General features: G+C 55.0%; 19 protein-coding genes and 1 pseudogene. 4 read left to right on the forward strand and 16 right to left on the reverse strand.

The features are described from left to right. Window positions 1-61 precede the first annotated feature (61 nt). Window positions 62-1,801 carry a DUF2534 family protein gene (locus PMI17_RS11940; protein ID WP_007889775.1) on the forward strand — a complete coding sequence of 580 codons (1,740 nt, stop codon included), beginning with the start codon at window positions 62-64 and terminating at the stop codon, window positions 1,799-1,801. 101 nt (window positions 1,802-1,902) lie between these two features. Here the strand turns inward: PMI17_RS11940 and PMI17_RS11945 are convergent. The 3 genes and pseudogenes from PMI17_RS11945 to PMI17_RS11955 form a co-directional block, all read right to left on the reverse strand. Then, window positions 1,903-2,918 (reverse strand): annotated as a pseudogene (locus tag PMI17_RS11945) (NAD(P)-dependent alcohol dehydrogenase). Between the two features lie 184 nt (window positions 2,919-3,102). Next, complete coding sequence (locus PMI17_RS11950; protein WP_007889780.1) at window positions 3,103-4,119, reverse strand: NAD(P)-dependent alcohol dehydrogenase; 1,017 nt, start codon at window positions 4,117-4,119, stop codon at window positions 3,103-3,105. Between the two features lie 122 nt (window positions 4,120-4,241). Beyond that, window positions 4,242-4,511 (reverse strand): hypothetical protein, encoded by a 270-nt coding sequence (locus tag PMI17_RS11955; protein ID WP_007889782.1) that lies wholly within the window; start codon window positions 4,509-4,511, stop codon window positions 4,242-4,244. 289 nt (window positions 4,512-4,800) lie between these two features. On the opposite strand from PMI17_RS11955, the gene PMI17_RS11960 reads away from it, so the two are divergent. The 3 genes from PMI17_RS11960 (at window position 4,801) to PMI17_RS11970 (ending at window position 7,155) form a co-directional block, all read left to right on the forward strand. Then, the gene (locus PMI17_RS11960; protein WP_007889783.1) at window positions 4,801-5,361 is read left to right on the forward strand and encodes a hypothetical protein; all 561 of its coding nucleotides are present in this window, start codon (window positions 4,801-4,803) and stop codon (window positions 5,359-5,361) included. A 115-nt stretch (window positions 5,362-5,476) separates the two neighbouring features. Next, window positions 5,477-6,400 (forward strand): extracellular solute-binding protein, encoded by a 924-nt coding sequence (locus PMI17_RS11965; protein WP_007889784.1) that lies wholly within the window; start codon window positions 5,477-5,479, stop codon window positions 6,398-6,400. After that, on the forward strand, window positions 6,400-7,155 hold the full coding sequence (locus PMI17_RS11970; protein ID WP_007889786.1) for a molybdenum ABC transporter permease: 756 nt from the start codon (window positions 6,400-6,402) through the stop codon (window positions 7,153-7,155). Before PMI17_RS11965 ends, PMI17_RS11970 begins: the two co-directional genes overlap by 1 nt. A gap of 54 nt (window positions 7,156-7,209) precedes the next feature. Here the strand turns inward: PMI17_RS11970 and PMI17_RS11975 are convergent, their stop codons facing one another. The 13 genes from PMI17_RS11975 to PMI17_RS25715 form a co-directional block, all read right to left on the reverse strand. Continuing rightward, the gene (locus tag PMI17_RS11975; protein ID WP_007889788.1) at window positions 7,210-7,683 is read right to left on the reverse strand and encodes a heme-binding protein; all 474 of its coding nucleotides are present in this window, start codon (window positions 7,681-7,683) and stop codon (window positions 7,210-7,212) included. A gap of 87 nt (window positions 7,684-7,770) precedes the next feature. Next, window positions 7,771-8,382, reverse strand: a complete 612-nt coding sequence (locus PMI17_RS11980; protein WP_007889789.1) for a response regulator transcription factor — start codon at window positions 8,380-8,382, stop codon at window positions 7,771-7,773. Window positions 8,383-8,386: 4 nt separating this feature from the next. Continuing rightward, a complete protein-coding gene (locus tag PMI17_RS11985; RefSeq protein WP_238541541.1) occupies window positions 8,387-9,694 on the reverse strand; it encodes a sensor histidine kinase in 1,308 nt (435 codons plus the stop codon). A 325-nt stretch (window positions 9,695-10,019) separates the two neighbouring features. Further along, window positions 10,020-10,475, reverse strand: a complete 456-nt coding sequence (gene tssE / locus PMI17_RS11990) for a type VI secretion system baseplate subunit TssE (RefSeq protein ID WP_007889791.1) — start codon at window positions 10,473-10,475, stop codon at window positions 10,020-10,022. Continuing rightward, window positions 10,472-11,008: a type VI secretion system lipoprotein TssJ gene (gene tssJ / locus PMI17_RS11995; protein WP_007889793.1), complete on the reverse strand. Its 537-nt coding sequence runs from the start codon at window positions 11,006-11,008 to the stop codon at window positions 10,472-10,474. The genes tssE and tssJ overlap by 4 nt, the downstream gene beginning before the upstream one ends. Continuing rightward, window positions 10,986-12,053, reverse strand: coding sequence for a type VI secretion system baseplate subunit TssG (gene tssG / locus PMI17_RS12000; protein WP_007889794.1), 1,068 nt, complete (start codon window positions 12,051-12,053; stop codon window positions 10,986-10,988). Before tssG ends, tssJ begins: the two co-directional genes overlap by 23 nt. Next, window positions 12,017-13,771: a type VI secretion system baseplate subunit TssF gene (gene tssF, locus PMI17_RS12005; RefSeq protein ID WP_007889795.1), complete on the reverse strand. Its 1,755-nt coding sequence runs from the start codon at window positions 13,769-13,771 to the stop codon at window positions 12,017-12,019. The genes tssG and tssF overlap by 37 nt, the downstream gene beginning before the upstream one ends. Window positions 13,772-13,833: 62 nt before the next feature. After that, window positions 13,834-15,405 carry a type VI secretion system protein TssA gene (tssA, locus tag PMI17_RS12010; RefSeq protein WP_007889796.1) on the reverse strand — a complete coding sequence of 524 codons (1,572 nt, stop codon included), beginning with the start codon at window positions 15,403-15,405 and terminating at the stop codon, window positions 13,834-13,836. Between the two features lie 2 nt (window positions 15,406-15,407). Beyond that, a complete protein-coding gene (locus PMI17_RS12015; protein WP_007889802.1) occupies window positions 15,408-18,827 on the reverse strand; it encodes an ImcF-related family protein in 3,420 nt (1,139 codons plus the stop codon). After that, window positions 18,824-19,948 carry a hypothetical protein gene (locus PMI17_RS12020; RefSeq protein WP_007889804.1) on the reverse strand — a complete coding sequence of 375 codons (1,125 nt, stop codon included), beginning with the start codon at window positions 19,946-19,948 and terminating at the stop codon, window positions 18,824-18,826. The genes PMI17_RS12015 and PMI17_RS12020 overlap by 4 nt, the downstream gene beginning before the upstream one ends. A 141-nt stretch (window positions 19,949-20,089) precedes the next feature. Next, a complete protein-coding gene (locus PMI17_RS12025; RefSeq protein WP_007889806.1) occupies window positions 20,090-20,440 on the reverse strand; it encodes a hypothetical protein in 351 nt (116 codons plus the stop codon). Continuing rightward, on the reverse strand, window positions 20,425-21,204 hold the full coding sequence (locus PMI17_RS12030) for a hypothetical protein (RefSeq protein WP_036621010.1): 780 nt from the start codon (window positions 21,202-21,204) through the stop codon (window positions 20,425-20,427). The genes PMI17_RS12025 and PMI17_RS12030 overlap by 16 nt, the downstream gene beginning before the upstream one ends. Window positions 21,205-21,207: 3 nt before the next feature. Next, a complete protein-coding gene (locus tag PMI17_RS25715; RefSeq protein ID WP_007889816.1) occupies window positions 21,208-21,777 on the reverse strand; it encodes a PAAR domain-containing protein in 570 nt (189 codons plus the stop codon). Window positions 21,778-21,805: the final 28 nt, after the last annotated feature.

Genomic DNA, 21,805 nt, shown 5'->3' on the forward strand with positions numbered 1-21,805 from the left:
GCAGTGCACGCTCAACTGTAGCGTTGCGCTAAGACAATTTCTTTTTGGAAGGAAGACGGCTTTGTCTGCTGCTCACTCTGCAGCACCGCGCGGTGCGGTGCTTAATTTGCTACGTCGCTTACATTTTTACATCGGTCTGTTTGTCGCCCCGTTCATCTTTATCGCGGCACTCAGCGGCACGCTTTACGTGTTAACACCCCAGTTGGAAAACCTGATTTATGCCGATGCGCTGACCGCCGAACCGCACGGCAATGCGCAGCCGCTGTCGGCACAAATCACTGCCGCGCGCGCTTATGCTGGGGAGAACCAGCACATCTTCGCGGTACGTCCGGCGCCCGGCGCAACGGACACCACACGCGTGCAATTCAGCGATTCGTCACTCGGCACTTCGCAGTCACGCGCGGTGTTTATCGATCCTTACAGCCTGAAAGTAGTCGGTGATCTGCCGGTGTATGGCACCAGCGGCGTATTGCCGCTGCGCACTACCATCGACTTACTTCACAGTAGCCTGCTGCTTGGCGATTTCGGACGCAATTACAGCGAACTGGCCGCATCCTGGCTGTGGGTAGCCGCACTTGGCGGTGTAGTGCTGTGGTTGGGAACGCGTCCAAAACGTAAGCTGAAACAGCAGCGTAAAGGATTTGCCTTCAGCCGCCACTGGCATGTCACGCTCGGTTTAACGCTGGTGGTCGGATTGGTGTTCTTCTCGATCACTGGCCTGACATGGTCGCAGTGGGCGGGCGGCAATATTGATCGCATGCGTACCGAGCTAAACTGGCTGACGCCGCAGGTTAATACGTCGCTGAACAGTGATGCGCCCGCAGCCCCCGCCGATCCGCATGCCGATCATATGCCGGATATGGATATGGCCGGCATGAATATGTCGATGTCATCCATGACCAAACCGGCGACGGCGCCAGCAAAACCGATGCGTAATAACGCCGCCGATGCCGATTGGGATCGCGTGCTGAATGCGGCGCGTCAGGATGGACTCAGCGCGGCCAAACTTGAACTACGTCAGCCGAAAAGCGCGGAAAAAGCGTGGGCGGTAACGGAAATTGACCGTAGCTGGCCAACTCAGGTGGATGCGGTTTCGGTTAATCCACAGGACTTTAGCGTGGTGGACCACGTCTATTTCGATCGTTTCCCATTAGTTGCGAAGCTGACGCGCTGGGGCGTCGACGCACACATGGGCGTGCTGTTTGGTTTGCCTAATCAGCTGTTGCTGGCGTTCTTTGGTTTGGGTTTGTGCAGCATGATCGTGTTGGGTTATCGCATGTGGTGGATTCGTCGCCCGAAAGATGTGGAAGCGAACCCGGCACAAACCCTGACCGAAAGCTGGATGGTGCTGCCGCATTATGCGAAAGGTGCCTGGTTGATGGTAGCGCTGGCGCTTGGCTATGCGCTGCCGGTGATGGGGGCGAGTTTGCTGGCCTTCCTGCTGGTGGATATTCTGCGCTGGCGCAAGCAGCAACGTGCACCGCTGGATGAGGCGGCCCTGCTGGCCTCACAGCAATCGCCGCTGGGCATTATCCGCGCGCGTTTTGCGGTGAAGCGTAAAGAGATGCGCTACTTCCTGCGCGGTTTGTTTATTCTGGCGCTGATTGTTGGTACCGTGATGAGCAACGCCATTATCGGTGGCGTGATCGATCAATATGGCATTCCGTTTAGCCATTGGTCGCTAACCATGTATATCACGCAGGGCTTTATGATCGCGTTATATACCACGGTGTTTACCGCGCTAACGTCGATTCCATTGTGGTATTTCTTCCTCGGCGAGAAGGATGATTCGCGGGGCTGATGTAAAACGGTGCGCACTTTTTCTTTATCAATGCACTAAGTTGTAGCGGCGCAATTTATTGCGCGATAAATCGCGCCGCTACGGTATGTGCCAATACGCGTCTAAAAATCTGCTTTCAACACCACACGATAATGCGCTTTACCGGCACGCACGTGATCCAATGCGGCATTCACCTGCGACATAGGAAACTCCTCCACCTGTGGCGCAACATCAGTGCGCGATGCCAGTTTCAGTAACGCACGTAGTTGTCCCGGCGAACCGGTAGACGAACCCGTTAACGCCCGATCGCCCACAATCAAACTGAATGCCGGCACTTCAAATGGCTTCATCACCGCGCCGACAGTGTGAAACGCGCCTTTGCGCGCCAGCGCCTGATAATAGGGCCTCCAGTCCAAATCCACCGCCACGGTGCTAATAATCAGGTCAACTGCCCAGCCAATGCGCTTAACGCCTGCGGATCGCGGCTGTTTACCACCCGATCGGCGCCCATCGCCTTGATCGAATCGGTTTTCGTCGCTGAGGAGCTGAACGCAGTAACCTGAGCGCCCATGGCGCGTAGCAATTTGATCGCCATATGCCCCAGCCCACCGATGCCAATCACGCCAACGCGACTGGTGGCGGAAATGTTGTGCATCAATAGCGGTTTGAACACGGTGATACCGCCGCACAGTAAAGGGCCGGCAGTGGCGATATCCAGCGCCTCCGGCAGCGGAATCACCCATTGCCAGTTGGCACGCAGATGGCTGGCAAAACCGCCGTGATTATTAATGGTCGAGGTTTTACCGTTTTCGCAGTTCACCTGATCGCCTTCAATGCAGGCATCGCAGTGCTGACAGCTTTTCGCCGTCCAGCCGATACCCACGCGTTGGCCTAATTTCAGCCCTTTATTGTGCGCCGCATCACCCAACGCCACGACGCGACCGATCACTTCGTGGCCCGCGATCAGGGGATAGCGTGAACCGCCCCATTCGTTATCAATCATCGACAAATCGGAGTGGCAGACGCCGCAATAATCCACCTCAACCTGCACATCTTCCGCGGCCAGTGGACCGGCATCATATTCGTAAGGCACCAGCGCCTCACCCGCCTGCAGAGCGGCATAGCTGGAAATCTTCATTGCTGTCCTCAATGTTGGTTTGCTGGCAGCAGTTTATCAAAGCACTACGTAATATTGTGCCGAATAATCAGGTGATTAAGAGGGTGGATGCTGTTTGAAGGGAGGTGAGTGCAGTAAAACGGTGCGCAGGCGTGCGCACCTTGCGACCTGAGGTCGGCATTCATGCCGACCTGGTCATCTGAGGTTAGAAATCAGCTTTCAGAACCACGCGGTAATTGGCTTTACCCGCACGCACGTGATCCAGCGCTTCATTGATTTTTGACATCGGGAACTCTTCAACCTGCGGCGCGATATCCGCACGCGATGCCAGTTTCATCAGTGAACGCAGCTGGCCTGGCGAACCGGTGGATGAACCGGTCACCGCACGATCGCCCATAATCAGGCTAAACGCTGGTACTTCGAACGGTTTCATCACCGCGCCAACGGTGTGGAACTTGCCGTGAGGCGCCAACGCCTGGAAGTACGGCTGCCAGTCAAGATCGACCGCGACCGTGCTGATAATCAGATCAAATTGTCCGGCCAATGCATTCAGCGCCTGCGGATCGCGGCTATTCACCACACGATCGGCACCCATCGCTTTAATTGACTCGGTTTTGCTGGCGTTGGAGCTGAACGCCGTCACTTCGGCACCCATCGCGCGCAGCAGTTTGATCGCCATGTGGCCTAAGCCACCAATGCCAATCACGCCGACGCGGCTGGTGGCGGTGACATGATGCATCAACAGTGGTTTAAACACGGTGATGCCGCCGCACAGCAGCGGGCCTGCTGAGGTGTAATCCATCGCTTCTGGCAGCGGGATCACCCATTGCCAGTCGGCACGCAGATGGCTGGCAAAACCGCCCTTGTTCATGATGGTGGGCACGGAACCATTTTCACAGTTGACGTGTTCGCCGTTGATGCAGGCATTACAGTGCTGGCAGCTTTTTGCCGTCCAGCCGATGCCCACACGCTGGCCGACTTTCAACCCTTTGGTCTGCGCTGCAGCACCTAACGCGCTGATACGACCAATCACTTCATGGCCTGCAATCACCGGAAAGGAGGAGATGCCCCATTCGTTATCAATCATCGATAGATCTGAATGGCACACTCCGCAGTAATCGACCTCAACCTGCACCTCTTCCGCAGCCAGTTCACCTGCCTCATACTCGTAAGGCACCAGCGCTTCACCCGCATTCAAGGCGGCATAACTTTTGATTTTCATTACTGTCCTCTGTATCTACGTTTTTGACAGGGCAAGTCTAGCAGAGCGTGTTTACCGCTCATGACCATAAATCCGCCACTTAGTCACTTTGCCGCGAATAGACAGGGGAAAAGCATCCAGGGTTAAAGAGGATCGTGATTAAGCGGCGAGCGGTACGCCACGCGCGCTTCTTCAATCAGTTGGCTGGCGGTGACCGTGGGCGGTAAGCGCATCAGCACTTTGCTCGCTTGCCAGTAACAGAGCACCATTAATTCATCTGTTTCGCTTTCAGCCATCTCCAGCAGCCGCTCGCGCAGTGTGGGGACGTCCAGCGTTTGTTGCTCATCCATAAGTTCTGCAATGGTTTCATTGAGAACCTGATGGATGATTTTCCAGGAGAGATTGGCAAACACATTGAACCTCGATGCTTAACGTTTGGCTCCAGGCAAATGAATCAAAAATGCTGCAAGAAATAAAATTGAAACAGAACTAACTATAGCCGCTTATTTTCTGCACTAAGGCGCTGCAGGCAGACTTTCTTGTAGCTCGCGGATCTATAAAACGATTTTTATTTCAGCACATTTTCGCCAGCCGAATGGCCTTGTAACAAAAAAACACAAGCCTGCACTGGCTGTCGGCGCAGCGCTTTGCCAAAGTAAGGCAGCGTTATCCGTTCAACTCCATTTTCTACAGGGAATAACAATGAGCCAATCCGCCGCATTACATGCCGACCCGCTGGTTTGGGGCCACGGCCCGAAGGTGTTTGAAGTGTTTCTGGAGCCGACCTGCCCGTTCTCGGTACGCGCATTCAATAAACTGGATGCGCTGCTGCAGTTAGTGGGAGAAGAGAAGATGACGCTGAAGATTCGTCTGCAATCGCAGCCATGGCACATGTATTCCGGCGTGATTGTGCGTTACATCCTTGCCGCTTCCACTTTGGCTGAGGGAAAAGCGGCCGCTAAAAAGGTGCTGCAGGCGGTCGCCGATCATCGTGAAGAGTTCGAGTTTACCGATCACAGCCACGGTCCAAATATGGATGCCACGCCCAATCAGATACTCGATCGTCTGGAGAAATACAGCGGCGTAAACGCTCGCGAGCCTTTCCTGCGCGCCGAGTTGCAGAACGAGATTAAATGGCACAGTAAATATTCGCGTCAAAATGGCATTCATGTGTCGCCGACTTTCATCACCAACGGTTTGGTGCAGCTGGATATTGGCAGCGGTGACGACATCGAATCCTGGGCAAAGCGCATCCTCGCTTAGCCGCTTCGGCCCGTTGCGACGGGCCTTTGGTATGATTTCGCAATAGATTTTCGCTTGCACTGTCCGCACCAATTCCGATAATCGCTATCTACCTAATTATATAGCGAGAAAGGGAATGCGATTTACTCACCTCAGCGCGCTGCTGCTTACCGTCGGCGCGGGCTTTACGCTGCATGCACAAGCCAATACCGATATCCGCGTCACTTATGCCGGTTCGATGGGTAAAGTGATGGATCAATCTTTAGGTCCAGCTTTCGCTAAACAAAACAACGGCAACTATGAAGGCCAGGGTCAGGGCGCCTATGGCATGGCACGTTTGCTGGCGAGCAAGAAAATCACCGCAGATGTGTTCGTCTCGATTACGCCGGGGCCGATGCAAATCCTGAAGGATGCGGGATTGATTGATGACGCGATTCCAGTGGCGAGCACCAGCATGGTGGTGGCCTATAGCCCAAAAGGCAAATACGCGCAGCAGTTCGCGCAGGCCAAAGGCAGTGATGCCAGCTGGCTGAAGGTACTGGCAACGCCGGGCATTAAATTTGGTCGCACCGATCCGATCAACGATCCCAAAGGTCAGAACATCATCTTTACCCTGCTGCTGGCTGAGAAATATTATCAGCAGCCAGGCATCGCCGATAAAATCATGGGCGGCTATCAAAACCCGGCGCAAACCCATCTGGAAGGCGGCCTGCTGACGCGTCTGGAGAGCGGCCAGGTGGATGCTGCGGCGGGGTATGAGAGCGAGGTGATCTCCGCACACCTGCCCTACGTGGCGCTGCCCGACGAGATTAATCTGAGTAATCCGGCGATGGCGAAGCAGTGGTACGACACGGTGAGTTTCAATGTGAAAGACAGCGCAGGCAAAGACAAAGTGCTGCACACCCAGCCGCTGGTTTACTACGCCGCGGTGCTGAAAAATGCCCCACACGGCGCGGCTGCAGGTCAAGCCTTTGTGGATTTTATGCTGAGCCAGCCGGGCCAGGCGCTGTTTAAACAGAATGGTTATGCCGCGCCGAAAGGCGGTTCCCTCTACCCGTAATGAAAACCCGTCACGCCACTGCGCTGTGGCTGTCACTGCCGGCACTGCTGCTGTTGGCGGTGCCCTTTATCACGTTGATTGGCGTTACGCACTGGCAGCATCTGCAGCTGGCGTGGGGCGATGGCAATGCCATCGCGACCTCGCTTGGCTTGGGTGCTGTCGCGCTGGTGCTGATTTTTGTCAGTGGATTGCCGGTGGCGTGGTGGTTGTCGCAGGCACGCGGTCGTGCGCGATTGATCGTTGAATTGCTGGTGATGATTCCGCTGCTGACGCCGCCGCTGGCAATGGGCATTTTGCTGGTAAGCGCTTACGGCCCTTATAGTTTGCCAGGTGAGCTGTTGGGGAGGTTTGGCTGGACGCTGGTTAACAATCCCGCCGCGTTTATTCTCGCGCAATGGTATGGCGCGCTGCCCTACTTCGTCACCACCGCACGTTCCGCGTTTGCCGGCGTACCGCAGGATATTCTGGAAGCGGGTCGCACGCTTGGCGCTTCTGCGTGGCAACGTTTCTGGCGTTTGTCGATACCGCTGGCCGCGCCGGGATTGGCCTCCGCTAGCGCATTAGCATGGGCGCGAGCAATGGGCGAATTTGGCATCGTGATGATTTTTGCTTATTTCCCCCAAGGCATGCCGGTTCAGCTGTATAACAACCTGCAAAACAACGGTATTGATGCGGTTTATGTACTGCTGTGGCTGCTGCTGCTGTTTACTTTGCCGGTGCCGTTGATCAGCTTTGCGCTGTCACGACGCGTTTAAGGTCGTCGTTGATGGCGACCAGGTGCGCATTCATGCGCACCTTACGCAAAACGATTACTGAATCGCTTTCAGCGCATCCATCGCACAGGCTTCATCCAGATTACCGCCCGGCGCACCGCCGATACCAATCGCGCCAATCACCTGATCGCCGCTTTTCACTGGCACACCGCCAGCCAGCAGCAGGAAGCCTGGAATATCACGCATATTCTGCGCACCGGCATTGTTCTGCGCCGCTTCCATCACTTTACCGCTTGGATTTTTGGTGCTCAGCGCGGTGTAAGCTTTCATCTGACTGGCTTCGACGGTATGCGGACCGGCGTTATCCATGCGCTGCACGGCTTTAACCAGACCAGCGCGATCCACGACGGTCACGGTAACGTTATAGTTTTTCGCTGCGCACGACTGAATCGCGGCGCTTGCCAGCTTCTGTGCATCAACCAGCGAAAGGTTGGATTCGGTTAATGCCGCGTGGCTACCGAAGGAAACAAAGGCCGCCGCAGCGGCAATCAGAGAAAGGCGAATGTTCATGGGTCACTCCTGAGTAGTTGATGAGTGACACTTTAGGGTGCAGAGCGGGAAAAAAATATTCGGGCGATTACGCGTTCGGCCTGGTAGTTATACCTGGTTCAGCTGCTGCCAGGCGTGAATCAGCTGGGCGAGATTACTCAGCTCCAGCTTGGCAAACACCGCAGCCCGGTGCGCTTCAACGGTGCGCGGCGACAGCGATAAATCCCGCGCGATCTCTTTGCTGGTTTGCCCGGCAATCATCAACTGCATCACTTCACTTTCGCGCGCGGAGAGCAGCGCAAACCGCGCCTGCAAACCCTGTTGCGATTGCCAACGTTGCGCGCGCTGCTCACTTTCGTTTATCGCCTGGTGAATGGTTTCCAGCAGCGGTTCAATATCCAGCGGCTTGGTGAAAAACTCAAACGCGCCCTGACGAAACGCGCGACGGCAGGCTTCAATGGTGCCGTGGCCAGTCATAATGATCACCGGCAGCAGCGGATGACGATCGCCCTGCTCCGCCAGCCAGCTCAGACCGCTAATGCCCGGCATGCGCACATCCAACAGCAAACAGCCGCGCAGCGGCTCCAGCGCTTGAGTGGCCGCTTCAAACGAGGCCAAATCAGCAAAATCTGCCACGTCGTATTCCAGTGTTTTCAGCAGAAAACCGAGCGATTCCCGTACCGATAAATCATCGTCCACTAACCAAACCTTCGCGCCCATTCCTTTACTCCGCCAGTTGGAAAATTAAGGTAATTTCCGCGCCGCCCTCAGCGCGATTCCCCAGCCTAAGCTGGCCATTCATACGTAACATCAAACTCTCGACCAGCGTCATGCCTAATCCCATGCTGTTGGCGCGCGAGCTATAAAACGGCATACAGGCCTGCGCTAATCCTTCCGCAGAGAAACCCGGGCCGTTATCGCTGATGATGATTTTGATACCTTGCGGAACCTGTTCCGATGCAATGTTCACCCACGCATCCGGGCGTCCCTGCTGCATATGAATCGCGTTTTGCAGCAGGTTATGAAACACCTGCTCCAGCCACTGGGGATCGCTGAGCACCTTCGCCTGACCATGCTGAAACTGCTGGCGCAACGCCACATCACCATCATCCAGCTCCTGCTGCAGCAGGAGCGTCACGCGCCGCCATACCGCTTCGGGGTTAACGGCAGTCATTGCCACCGGACGTTCACTGACGATGTCGCGAAAACGTTGCAGCAATCCTGCAAGGCGCTCGGTTTGCAGACTCATAGCATTGAGCGCTTGCGGCAGATTCTCGTGTTTGCCCTGTTTCAGCAGCAGTTGGCTGCTGTGCAGCCAGGTGTTGATCGCGGTCAGCGGCTGGTTAATTTCATGGATAATGCCCGCGGTGAACTCGCCCAAGGCTTCGCGACGCGTGCGCTGAAAATAGTCGGCACGCAAACGCATCTCTATGTGCTGGCGCCAGTGGCGCAGCAGCCACCAGCCGAGTCCGCCGATCACCAGCCACAATAGCAGCGCCAACATAAACGGCAGTGCATGCAGCGCGCGCAGATCAGGATTAGCGCTGCCTTTGAGTAAAAACGGTTGATAGTGATTGATGAACGGTCGCTGCCATTGCCAGCGGGCATTTGCATCATAGTTTGGCGTCTGAATCGCCGTTGGCGCATGAATATGAAAGGCCAGCGCCAGCGCCACGTCCGAGGTTTGCAGCGCAAAATGCAAATCCACCAGCATGCGTATCTGACGATAGGGATTGTAAAGCCAGTATTGACCGCCGCTGACCTCTTCAAAACGCGGCGCTGTTAACGCACGATTCACCGTGTGTTCGATCAAAACCAGCTGCGGAAATTTCGACTGTAACAAGGCAAGATCTTCGTCACCGGTCAGTAACGGCAACAGCGTTTCATTCTGCGTTTGATAGGCCGCGAGTCGATTAAACTGTTGGTTAAAATGCGCTTCGCCCGCGCGCTGTTGCTGCAAAATTTGATCGGCGAACAGTGCGATCAAGGTGATCAACGTTAACAACAGCCAGACCAGCCAATACCTTTTCATCCATGGTCGGTAAGTGTGAGGCATAAATTTCCATCGCTCTGCAGTCAAAAAAACCTCCATTGCGCATAGCGAGGAGGTCAGCTCTTAACGAGTTAAGTCAAACGTTGTAACCCGCGCCGTATAGGGATTCAATGACTTTCCCTGGATTACTATGGTTTTCAGAAGTCTACCTGGATTGACCATAATTATCAGTGGATCTTGCTATGGATGGTAAAGGTAAGATTTCAGCATTACGGCAATCCAGGCTGGATGCCATGAGCAGGGCTCTACGCCGGTCGTTAGATAGTGAGGTTGAGATGAAGTCATTGCTGTATTCGGTGCTGGCTCAAAGGGGTGCACGGGCATCCAGATAGTGCTGCTGTTTCATATGGCGGATCATCATGCGGCCTTCCGGCATAAACTCGGTGCCGAAGCGAACCAGCCCGATCTCTTTAAGTTCGGCATCAATGGCATAACGCAGCTCGCCGGGCATGCTCTGTTCCAGTAACACCACGTCAAGACGCTTCAGGCGCGGCTCATATTTCAGCAGCACCGCAGAGAGCGTATACAGCAGTTGATGCGCGGTGCCGGGCATGCCCTGCAGGATGCGCGTCATGTCGGGCAGGCCGTAATCGGGGAGATGCGACAGCGATCCGGCGCGGGTATTGAGGATGCGCTGCATATTATCGAGCACGGAAAGGATCACCTGATCCTGCTCCTTCACGCGATCCAGCTCAAGACCACCAGAAAAGCTGCCTTTCAGCAGCTCATACAGCGAAGGTTGATGATTGCCGCCACTCATGGTTTTACCTCGCTGATCAGGCGCAGGCTGTTGCTGCTTAACTCAATCACGCGTGCTTTATCCGGAGCCAAATCGTTGCGCTCCAGCACCAGCCGCCAGCTGTTTTTCGTCATATCCGGCTGCTGGAACAGTGCGACTACCGCGACAAATTTTGCTTCTTTTCCCATCGGTATATTCAGCGACACGTCGCCGCCCGGGGTTAGCACCACGTCGCGATCGGCGAGGAGTTCTGACTTGAGCACGTCCGCCGCATCGCCGGTCAGTTGCTGATATACCGCGCCGTCGAACGCCTTGCGCTCGCTAAGCTGGAACACGCGCACCATCACCGGCTGCGACAGCGGATTATGCTCGCGGCTGTCGCTGTTGAGGCTTGCGCGCGCGCTGAAATCAAGGTGCAGGGTTTTAATCTGCTTGTAGAAAATCGCGTCAAACGCCGCGACGGATCCATCAGTGACTTTCTGCTGCAAACCGCAGCCGCCAAGCAGCAACAGTGCGCTGCACATTATCATGTTAATCAAAGTGGTAACTGACACGTCGCTGCTCCTCGCAGGGTTTGACCGGGCTCATGCCTGCATAGCAGCCCAGTTCAGTGGTAAAGGTTTGGGGGATGTCGCTGCACCCCTTGTCCGCGCCGAGCACGCCGGTCATGCCGAGCCAGAACGGCGCATCGCCCAGTTCCGGCGGGGCCAGCAGTTGGGTATCAAGACACAGCCGGATGCGCGCGCGATAGCGCCAGCCAAGATAGACGCGCAGCATCACCAGAAAGTCCTGATACAGCTGGCCATCCGGCAGCCAGCGATGAGCCTCATCCGGGCAGGCGGTCTGCAGTTCAATCAGTAGCTGGCTGTTAGCATCCATCGCTTCATCGCCGAGCGGCGCATTGCCGTCGAGTACGAACTCGCATTTCAGCGGATGGCTTACCGGCACCGGACGCAAACAGTGCGGCTGCACGCGAACCGAGGTGCCAGGCGCCAGTAAACGCACCAGCGCGCGAATGCCCTCTTCCGTTCTGCCCGGCTGGCGCATGACGCCGAGTAGCGCCAGAAAGCGCGAAACCGGCGTGGCGATATGCCTGCCGGTGCCCGGAATACCCAGCCCCACCAGCCCGAGCAGCGACTGCGAGGTCTTATCGCTGCCGCCCGCTTCAAAAGTTGCCGGATACGAGTATTTGCGCCAGATGCGATAAAACTGCGTCAGGATGCGATGATTGAAAATATCCAAAAATCCCTGCAGCGCTTCATGCCCTTCATCGCGCTGGGTGATGTCATCGATATAGCTGCCGGGCAGCGGCGAATCCACGCCGTATAAACCCAAAAACGTGGTGCGTACCACCGGCGGCGCGGCGGCATCGGTTTCAGGGTATTCAACCGCTTTCAGCTCGCCAGCCGGAAAACCCATGCCGGGATGCGGCAGCAGCCGCACCGCGTCGTTTTCCGGTTTATTAGTGCTGCCCAGCGGCGGCTTATCTTTGTGTTGCTGCTCTATCAGCTGACAGAAGCGGTAAAAGTTCAGCCGTGTTAGCTCCTGCTCCAGCCGTGGCGTCAGCCGGAGATGCGGCGATTGTGCTTCTCTTCCCATTCGAGGCGCTCTCCGGTTGGCTGCAGGATTAAAATCAGACGGTTAAACAGGTGGATATCGGTATACAACGCGAAGAAGCGGCTGAGCATTTCGCCAAACAGGCAGATATCGCCGCTGCCGGCAAAGCCGCTGCTGTCGAGGGTGATTTCAATCTGCACGCCGCGCAGCAGATAACCCTGCTCAAAGCGTTCGGTCTCTTTGTGGCAAACGTGCAGAATCGCCTCCAGACGACGGCAGTTCATTTCACTGTGCGTCCAGTCATACAGCGCCAGCGTGCCGCGCAGTACCTCGGCGTTATCCATCATCCACAGGAAGCTGGAACCGAGATGGCTCAGCACGCGCCAGTGAAAACGATCACGATTGGGCGGATAGCACGGCAGCGTCGGTGCGCACAGGTTGCGCACCTGCATCGCCACGTCGGTGCTACTTACGGCGGTATCCAGCAACGTGCTCTGCAACGCACGGCGCGGCAGCTGGCCGTTGGTGCCGGTGACGCTCACCGACAGGCTTTCGTTCTCCGGCAGGCTGTGATTATCAAAGGCTTCGCCACCGAGGATCATCCAGGTTTCATGCAGCCCGGACGGGCCGCGCCGCACGCGCGTGTGATAGTAATGTTCCGGCGCTTCGTGACGCAGCATGCCGCCTTTGTGGCGGAAGCTGCTGAACGGTACGTACGGCAGACCTTTCGATGAAATCACTGAATCCACCGAGTAAATTTCAGTATGTCCGTCCTGCACGCGCATCGGGCGTAGCATATATTCGGTCTGTAATCCGTTGATCATCAGCGGATCGGATTCCATCGCGAACAGATTAATCACCGGCACGGCGTTGAGGCGCAGATGTTTTTCGCTGAACTGGAAATCATGCTCCCAGCGCTGGGCCAGCACCACATCGAGTTCAAACCACGGCAGAGAGGCGGGCAGCGCCACCTGCTCAAGCCCGCGCAGGTTCACCGCCATAAACTTCTCGCGGAAGGTGAAGTATTCCAGCAGCAGCTGATAGCCGCTGAAGCTGCCCTCATCGCCCGGCCACAGCCGATCCTCCTCGCTGAAGCCCTGCGCGCTGAAGTGCCCGTCGAAGCGGCGGTTGTCGGTTTCGCCTGGCAAACGCAGTGCGATGCTGGTGACGTTAAGCGTCAATGCTTCGTGCAGTGCGCAGGCCAGCGGCGCATCGGCATTGAGATAGAGCGGAATGTGGCTGACATCGATGCGGCTCCAGTCGGCCAGCGCGCCGCCATTAAAGCGCAGGCGGATCACCGAGCGGCCGGCGGCATCGGTGTTTAACTTTGCCGACTCCAGCGCCAGCGGCAGCACCTGCACCTCACGCGTGGTGGTGTAGCGACAGCGCGTGCCTTTTTCACCCACCGGACGTGAAATCACTTCAAAGCCGCGCGCCAGGCGCATCGGCTCCTTCATCTCACGCCAGTCGGGCGTGAATTCCACCACCGACATCGACGGAATGGTGCGCAGATAGTGCGGCCACAGCAAGCTCACCAGCCCTTCGGTGAGCTCAGGCAGGTCATCGTCGAGCTTTTCCCGCAGTCGACCGATCATAAAGGCAAAGCCTTCGAACAGCCGTTCAACGTAGGGATCGCGGGCGCCGGCTTTGTCGAGATTGAGCATTGCTGCCTGTTCAGGGTGGGCACGAGCGAACTCTTCGCCCGCTTCCTGCAGGTAGCGCATTTCAGCGTCGTAATAACGCAGGGTTAAGTCGTCCATGGTATTCACTAAGTAATGTGCCGGCGGAGTGAATCAGGCGGCAGAAAGTTGAAAGGCGGATGTCAGCTGCAGAGGATGGCGGCCCTGACCGGGTCAAGCGTGATAAGGCCGGACAACAGCGCGTCCATTTCCGGTTGAATGCGCGTGCGTTCCCTTTCGCTACGCGCTGCTCTGGCACGCAGCAACTTCAGTCGTCGGGCTCGCACTTCGAATAATAAGGTTGGTTCCCACTGCGAAAGCGTCAGTGCTCCAGCATTTTGATTGAGTTCATGCAGCAGATGCAGTGCCATTTCGCTCTTACCAAACTGCTCGCACACGCGCGCCATAAGCAGGCGCAGCAGCCACTGATCTTTCGTATTGCTGGTGCCCGGACGCATTTGCAGCCAGGCGAGTGCGGCTTCGACGCTTTCCGCTTCCGCTTTTTCCGCCGCTTCACTTTCCAGCGACAGAATGTCGTTGCCCGGCCCGGCAAACGGCGCGTCGCTCTCTGTTAAGCGCACATCGCCCATCACTTTCTGCGCGATCCAGCTGCGGGTCACCTCATCGGCAAACGGCGTGCCGTCTGAATACGAGAGCGTTTCCAGTCCCGGCAGCCTTAATAAAAGCCCATGCAAATCCTGCTGCACAATGTTCGCCAGCGCCGCGCCCTTGTCCTGACGATTCAGCGCTTCACAGGCGTACCACTGCAGATCGAACCACACGTGATTGATGGCCTGCGCAAACAGCGAGTCGGTCAGTTCCAGCAGCTCCGTCCAGCTTTGCTGCAGATACAGGCGCTTGAGGTGCGCACGATGATCGGGTTTCGGCGGGGGCAAACGCGTATTGCCGCCGGGTCCGAGCGCGGGAAGATTGAGGATGGTATCCCAGCGCACGCTTTTCATCAGATGATGTGCCGAAAGCCAGCCGCCGGGCTGCTCGCGCAGGTAGTTTGCCAGCACTTTTGCCTGCGCCTTCAGCGTTTCACCGGAGTTGACCGGCGCGAGTGCGGCAAGAGCTGAATCATCCACGTCCGCATGCGCCGGGCTGTTAAGCGGCACCATGGCGCTGGCTCCGCCGTTCTGCGCCAGCCGCAGCTCCAGCGCACGCAACAGCGGCTGAAGTCCGTTACGCTCGTCTTCGTCCAGAGCATCTTCAATCAGCAGCAACGCGCCGCTGATACGACAAACCCGTGCGATATCAGCTTCCGGCCACAGCGTCAGGCTGTCGAGCATTCTGGCGCTGCCGAGCCAGGCCAGCGCGCCCTGACGGCTGCGGCTGCGCTGCGGATGAAGCTTTCCACCAAACTGATGCAACGCGGCGGCCAGCAGTTCCAGTCCTTCCGCCAGCCCCTGCTCACCGTCCTGATGCAGGCGTGCCCAGGCGTAAAAAGTGATAACCCGGATGTCCTTGCTCACGGTTGTCAGCAGCGATTCAGCCAGGCGCGCAATGGTGTCAGTATCAAACCCGGAAAGCTTGTTCACCTCTTCGCGGATCTGCATAAACTGATCGTCGTAAGCCGGATCGTCTCCGGCGGGCAACGCTTGACTGATTGGTTCAAGCCAGCGCGCCCAGTCGCTGCGGCGCTGTTGTGCATCGGTTCTCAGCGTAGACTCATCCACGCCGCAGGCGTGCACCAGTTCGGTCATCGCGGTCATTATTATGCTCCGTCCATATTGGTGGTGAAGTCATCCGTGCTTGTTTCACGCGGGGCCATCGCTTCTGAAGCACTCGCCGCATCCACGCTGAAAATTTCTGTCGGCAGCGTAAAACCACGCAAACGTAGCAGCGCCAGCGGACCGTCGCGCATCTGGGTACGCAGCACCCACGTCAGGGTGCGTTTATCCGGCGTGGTGAAACTTAGCAACCAGCGGCTGCGATCGAGGCGCTCACGTTTCGCCTGCTCCAGCCAGCGGATAAAGCCCCAGGTGCCGGGATAATCGCCGTAAATCTGCGCGCTGCTTTTCACACCGGTCCAGGTCAGCAGCGTACCCGGCTTCAGGCTGTCGCCCGGCCAGCGCATCGCCTGCCACGTCGCCATCTGGTTGAAATACCGCAGCGGCTGACCATCCAGCATTAGCTGGGTTTCAATCACCTCCGGCGCAGCGCGGCCCTGCAATTCAAAGCTGATGCCCTGCGTGCCGTCGGTAAACAGAATATCGGACAGCTCGCGCAGCTGATTTACCGCCTTGAGGAAAGCAGGATTGAAGGTCAATCCCTGGCTGTGCGCCGCATCCGGTACCCAGCTGCTGCCCTCTTTTTGCAACACGCCACCGAGACGGCTGCTGAGAAAGCTGTCGATACGTCCGGCGTCGCGGCGGATAAACTCCGCCAGCATCGGCAGTGACGCGTCGCTTTGCCCGGCGGCAAATGGATAGCGCCCATCAAACGCAGTGCGCCAGTTTTCCACGATGGCGCGCTGCCACTGCGCGTTCAGGCTCACCGCCGACGGCTGCAGGATGGTTTCCCACGCCTGCGTCAGCGGCTGCACAAACATCGTCTGCCCGAATCCACTCCACTCTTCGCCGAGGCTCGCCGCCATCAGGCTGCCGTACTGCTGGGTATCGGTGAGATCAACGCTCTTGCCCTGGAAAACCGTCTGCGCCAGGGTTTGCAGCATCTCCTGCGGATCCGGTGCGGCGGCAACCTGCTGCAGACGCAGGCGCACGCGGGTGATGCGGGTTAAATAGGTTTGCAACGTCAGGCTGCTGTCGGCGGCCATCAGCTGCGAACCGCTGTTTTTGCCGGTGAGCGCCAACAGCGGGCCGAAGGTCACATCCAGCGGGCCTTCGGGGCCGGTGGCTTTCTGGCTGATCACTGGCTTATCTTTCTGGCCAATCAGATCTTTGGCTGAATTGATCAGCGTGTCGGACAGCGCCTCGCGCTGCTGCCCGGTCTGCCCCTGCCATGCCAGCGTGTTCATCAGCGCAATCAGCGGCGACTGCCGCACGTCGCTCATCAGCGTCAGCTGGTCCGTGACGTCGGCAATGTTCTGGGCTGGGTTAAGCCGGATGCCGTTAAGGACGTTGAGCCAGCTGGCGGCAAAGTCACTGAAATAGCGCTCAGTTAACCGCGCCTTCAGCGCCTCGGGGGAAATTTCCTGCGGCACGGCGCTGCGGGTGTCACTGAGCACCCAGTCGATTTCATCGCGCCGGGTGCTGGCCGCTTTCTCAATCTCCTGGCGCACGCCGCCTTCCCACGCCTGGCGTGTAAACACGCCAGGCACTTTGTCCTCGCTGCTGAACAGCCGGCGCATATCTGTGCCCGGCGTCATGTCTTCCAGCGTCAAATCGGTATAGTTGCGGCGCACGTCGCGCAGAACGTTTTGATACAGCGTCATCTCGGCGTTGCGCTGGCCGGTCTGCAGCAGCAGTACCTGACGCGCCTGACTCAGCAGCGACGCATCAGGTTTGATGCGCCAGCCCGGCTGCGACGGCAACGACGCGGCATAGAATGCCCACAAATTCGGGGCCAGCGTCTGCCACAACGACGTGGAAATGCCAGGATATTCCGGCTGAACGGTCGCCATGGTCTGCGCATAAAACGCCGGTTCGGCACGCTCCGGGCGCGCCATCATCAGCCAGGCCTTTAACTGCTTATAACCCGGCTGCGCCAGCGTGGCGCGCTGCGGGCTGGCGGCAGGTAAACCAGCCAGATAAGTCAGCTTCTCTTCCAATGCGATGCGCGCCGGTTCGTGGATCATCCGCTGCGCCGCGACGCCGTACCACGGCAGCAGCGCATCATGCAGCTGCTGCGTGTGATTAATGCCGAAGCGCTGATACCAGGGCGCGCCGTGCTCCAGCCAGTGCTGCTGCTGACCGAGATCGTTACGCAGGCCGTGCAGCGCAATCAGCTGCGCATCGTCAACCTTCGTTGAATTCACCAGTACCTGGGCTTTCTCCGCCGCACTGACAATCTGATGACGGTTGAACAATGAGGAGGCCAGCATGCCTGCACCAGCGAGCAGCATCAGGCTCATCAGCGACCAGGCCAGCGTCTGTTCCCACGGCAACCCGGTGCGACGACCTCTGGCGCGGTCTAACGCGATACTCTGCCAGAGCGCGCTATCGGATAATGCATGAGGATGCACGCTGTCCAGCGCAGGCTTTGCTTCCGGCAGGCTGAACATCAGGCCCCGTAGAAAAATGCGTTGTTGGGAAGCATAGAGCCATGGCGCCAGTTGCTGAGCCCAGCGGGCAATACCGCCAACTTTAAGGTGCTGGCCCAGACGCAGCAGAAAATCATGGCCGTTTTTCTCAGTGACCTGACTGACACCCTGCGCTCGCAGGACCGGCAACAGCTGCTCAAGCTGATGGATAATATCGTCTTCTTTTGCGCGAGGTGGAAAGCTTGCCCCTACTGCCTGCTCTGTACGCCCGTCTTGTGGCCACTTGCTGTCGCACAGCTGCCACAGCCAGACCGGCGCGGAATAGCGCAGCAGTTCACTGATTTTTTCCAGCCCGCGCAAATCGTTGTCGCTGACTTGCGGTGTCAGGTTAAAAAACTGAGGCATGATGCGAACAATACCGTCCAGTGGGCGTCCATGGCGCAGTTTACGCAGCGCGGTGTATTTTCCCTTGTCGGGTTCAGCGGTCAGGCTGCCGCCGTAAATCAGAACAGTAAGGTTGCCTTCAAGCCACTGCTGCTGTTGCAGGCCGGGAATCAGTTGCTCAATTGCGGCTTCGTCGCCAGTGACCAGTAGCAGGCGAACTTTGTGACGCCAGAAGAAGTTGTGGCGGCGGCGGAGATGTTTTTTAAGGCCAGAAAAAGATTGGACCCTATCTCTACCCTCAACGGAGATCGGCCCGATATTCTCGCCAGGCACCTGCGGCTTATAGACTACCTGACTTCTTTTCTGCTTCCATCGCCACCAGACAGGTGAACCAATCAGGCCAAGTAGTAAGACGGCAAAAAAGCCCCCCCAAATTGTCCAGATTCTCTGAGTTGATATCCCGATGCTATTTAAACTGTCCTGATTGATAAAAAGAACAAAAGCACTTATCCCTGCCAGACCAATAACCAGTAGGAAATATCCCCATGATCCATAACGTGCATTGGGTAATATTTTTTGTTCGATCATGCGTAAAGCTCCCTGGTAATCAAGCAAAGTATCCCTGTTTGCAGCGGCGTCTGATTAACCAGCAGCTGATCTTTGACCGTTATATTGGCGGCTTCAGCCATCATGGCTAAAGACAGTGGTAAAGCCATCTCTCCAGGTGGTCCAAAGGAGAGATCGATAGAATGCAGCGGCCTTTTTTCAGGCAGAAGCCACTGTTGGTGAGTTGCGTACTGCATAATTTCTGAGGCTGTTTTTTCAGCCGCCCCCAACAACCAAACGTATTCCAGATTCTCCTTATCAGGTTGTATATATTCAAATAACATATCTAACTCATTAATAAGCTTCCCGGCTTCCAGCGGCATCATCCGAGTTATGCCGGCGATAACAGGTAGTGAATGCTGGCGCACAAAATCAGGTGAAGTGATAAGCTGAGCAGAAATAAACTCACTCGACGACCCGACGCTTCGAGCGGGCCAGTCCTGGAGACAAAGAATTAATATTAGCCCATCAGAGATCTTAACATCATAGAAAGAATCTACGATTTTCATGGAATGGATTGAATTGGGTATGAGATCCCATTGTTGAAAAATCAATTCATCGCGTTCTTTATCAACTCTGTTTGCCGGTTGATAAACATAAATAGAGTAGAGAAGATGACGATAGCCCGGATACTGCTGTTCCAGTTTTCGGTCTATTTCTTTCATTAATGTTGGAAAACTATGTGGTGAGTTGAATAAAGGGCGAGCTTTCTTAGGAAACGCCGGAACTTTTTCCAACTCACCCAATAGAGCCTCCATCCCTTTTTCTTCCGGAGAAAATAACACATTGCCAATCACGGCAAGCTGTTGTCGACTCCAGCTCCGCCATTCGTCTTTGGTTCGTTCTGTTTCGAAATCCCAGGCCCGGTTGGCTACGATGGACTGTTCATAACGATTAAGCATTACCCCGTATAAACATAACCAAAGCGATAATGCAGGCAGGGTTCCATAAAATAAAACATCCGCGTAAGTTGCCATATTCCAGACCCATAAGCTGGAAATAGCACCTGCAATTAACATCAATATCAATACCATTATCCAGAGCCAATACTTTGGTGCTGGAAGCGGTTTTTTTTCAGGAATATCAGGTATAGGCCACGCCATAGTAAAACTCGACACCTGTATGTTTTATTTAAAATCAAGAGGAGAGGTTAAAATAGCCATGAATAATACTCCTGATTACGTTGGCGTTACGATGCTTGGTAACAGGATAAATTAAATAATAAGATAACTTATATTTTATGGCTATCGCTGTAGAATTTCATATTTCAGGCTTAGCCATTCTTTTTTGTAGGCTATCTTAAGAATAGACACAAGCATCTTATGTTTGCATTTTGCGGCAAAGCCTTTTTTACTTTTATATTCACAAATATCAATCCATAACGATTTTTTATCAAATCCGCTCCATATAGAAGGTGCTGGCGTCAGGAGGTTGGTGTAACAAACAGGGGCAACCCATTCAAAAAAAATTTCTTCAACTGTAGCGACAGGGAATTTTTTTGCTATTGATGAAATATATTTTAAGTCAACTTCGTTATCGACAAATATATCTGATAGTGCGCCACATAAATCGAAGTAAACTAGTTGATCTTCCACGTTGTAAACTCCTCGATTTCCTCATCCAGACTGTCAGCGACTACCGAGCCAGCGATACCGCCCGCAGCGCTACCTAATAATACTAGCGCAATGGCACAGACCGGAGCCCCTGGGCCGCAAAGTGACGACACTGTGAGGCCTGCTAACCATCCACCCGCGACACCGCCGCCAACTTGCATACCCTGCCTTATCGCTTCTTTAGGTTTGTTTTCCGCATTTAATATTTCATAGGTTGCCAGTGATGCTGTAATTAAAATACCAACCTTTCCCATTACTTTTAGTCTTTTGTTTGATGTAGTGAATCTAGGGTTGTCTCGCGATGATGACTCAATGATTTCATAATGAATAGAGCTTTTCTGCTGCTCAGTTAACTCCTTGAAGGAGCGTTCGAATTTTTTAAACGCATACTTATCGTATAGATCATCTAATTTTGGTGGCGTTTTTTTATGTTTTTCTGCAAATGACAAGCCTGTTGAGGAGGTGTATTTTCTATGCTCCTCCAGAATTTTATTTCTCATCTCGTAGCAAAATTCAGAAGCTTCTTTCACCGTTATTTTTTTAGCCTTAACCATTTCTTTTACTTCTGATGTAACTCTTTTAATATTTGATGTGTAACTGGTTCTGATATTAGCATCGTTAATAGCATCAGTAGAAAACTTGATAGCTGCACCCTCAAGAGCAGCAATTGCATTATCCAACACCGGGGTCTCTAACTTATGCTCTTGCCCTGCCTCATACAGACCTTTAATGATCATATAATCCATTAATCACCCCATTATATTCTTTAATAGTTGGCTGGTCATACTTTCTCCAATGCTGTTGTCATCACTCGGGCTTTCAATTTCAACGGAAATACAGGACCTGGCAGAAATAGAAGGAATGTATACTTTATTATTTTCATCGAAAATTCCTTTATGCACGCTGCCATCATCCATTGTTAAACGATAATTAATACCTGCATAATTTTCTGTTTTTGGCAAAGCAAAACTTATCCATAAATTATCCATTGCATATTTAGCCTCTTTAACATCAGAAATTGCTTCTTCCAATCCTGCCACATCCCCCTTAGCGTAACTATCCGGAATACCCGGGATAAATTTTGCGTGGCACGGGCAGGAACTAAAACTGTCAAGTGACCCCGCCAGAACCTGGCCTCCATCGAATATATCTGCTACTCCGCCCAGGATTTTATAAGTTCCCGGATGCTTACCACAGTTAACCATGTCCCCTTCTCTGGCAGCAGAAACGCCATACCATTGAAACGTAGGATCACCGGTAAGGATCTTCCCACCGCACGTGGTGCTATCACCAACTCTTAAAAAATAGCCGACGCTCATAGCGCTACCTTTATTTTAAAATGTTATG

The sequence above is a fragment of the Pantoea sp. GM01 genome, from assembly GCF_000282675.1.
Taxonomy (GTDB): domain Bacteria; phylum Pseudomonadota; class Gammaproteobacteria; order Enterobacterales; family Enterobacteriaceae; genus Pantoea; species Pantoea nemavictus.

What these genes read in the sequence shown, in the direction of transcription:
- PMI17_RS11980 (WP_007889789.1), bottom strand. Translation starts at nt 8,382, where the DNA reads ATGGGCGCGAAGGTTTGGTTAGTGGACGATGATTTATCGGTACGGGAA.
- PMI17_RS11985 (WP_238541541.1), bottom strand. Translation starts at nt 9,694, where the DNA reads ATGAAAAGGTATTGGCTGGTCTGGCTGTTGTTAACGTTGATCACCTTG.
- tssE (WP_007889791.1), bottom strand. Translation starts at nt 10,475, where the DNA reads ATGAGTGGCGGCAATCATCAACCTTCGCTGTATGAGCTGCTGAAAGGC.
- PMI17_RS12015 (WP_007889802.1), bottom strand. Translation starts at nt 18,827, where the DNA reads ATGATCGAACAAAAAATATTACCCAATGCACGTTATGGATCATGGGGA.
- PMI17_RS11960 (WP_007889783.1), top strand. Translation starts at nt 4,801, where the DNA reads ATGAGCCAATCCGCCGCATTACATGCCGACCCGCTGGTTTGGGGCCAC.
- PMI17_RS12020 (WP_007889804.1), bottom strand. Translation starts at nt 19,948, where the DNA reads ATGGCGTGGCCTATACCTGATATTCCTGAAAAAAAACCGCTTCCAGCA.
- tssA (WP_007889796.1), bottom strand. Translation starts at nt 15,405, where the DNA reads ATGACCGCGATGACCGAACTGGTGCACGCCTGCGGCGTGGATGAGTCT.
- PMI17_RS11950 (WP_007889780.1), bottom strand. Translation starts at nt 4,119, where the DNA reads ATGAAAATCAAAAGTTATGCCGCCTTGAATGCGGGTGAAGCGCTGGTG.
- PMI17_RS11965 (WP_007889784.1), top strand. Translation starts at nt 5,477, where the DNA reads ATGCGATTTACTCACCTCAGCGCGCTGCTGCTTACCGTCGGCGCGGGC.
- tssG (WP_007889794.1), bottom strand. Translation starts at nt 12,053, where the DNA reads ATGGGAAGAGAAGCACAATCGCCGCATCTCCGGCTGACGCCACGGCTG.
- PMI17_RS11975 (WP_007889788.1), bottom strand. Translation starts at nt 7,683, where the DNA reads ATGAACATTCGCCTTTCTCTGATTGCCGCTGCGGCGGCCTTTGTTTCC.
- PMI17_RS11970 (WP_007889786.1), top strand. Translation starts at nt 6,400, where the DNA reads ATGAAAACCCGTCACGCCACTGCGCTGTGGCTGTCACTGCCGGCACTG.
- tssF (WP_007889795.1), bottom strand. Translation starts at nt 13,771, where the DNA reads ATGGACGACTTAACCCTGCGTTATTACGACGCTGAAATGCGCTACCTG.
- PMI17_RS25715 (WP_007889816.1), bottom strand. Translation starts at nt 21,777, where the DNA reads ATGAGCGTCGGCTATTTTTTAAGAGTTGGTGATAGCACCACGTGCGGT.
- PMI17_RS12030 (WP_036621010.1), bottom strand. Translation starts at nt 21,204, where the DNA reads ATGGATTATATGATCATTAAAGGTCTGTATGAGGCAGGGCAAGAGCAT.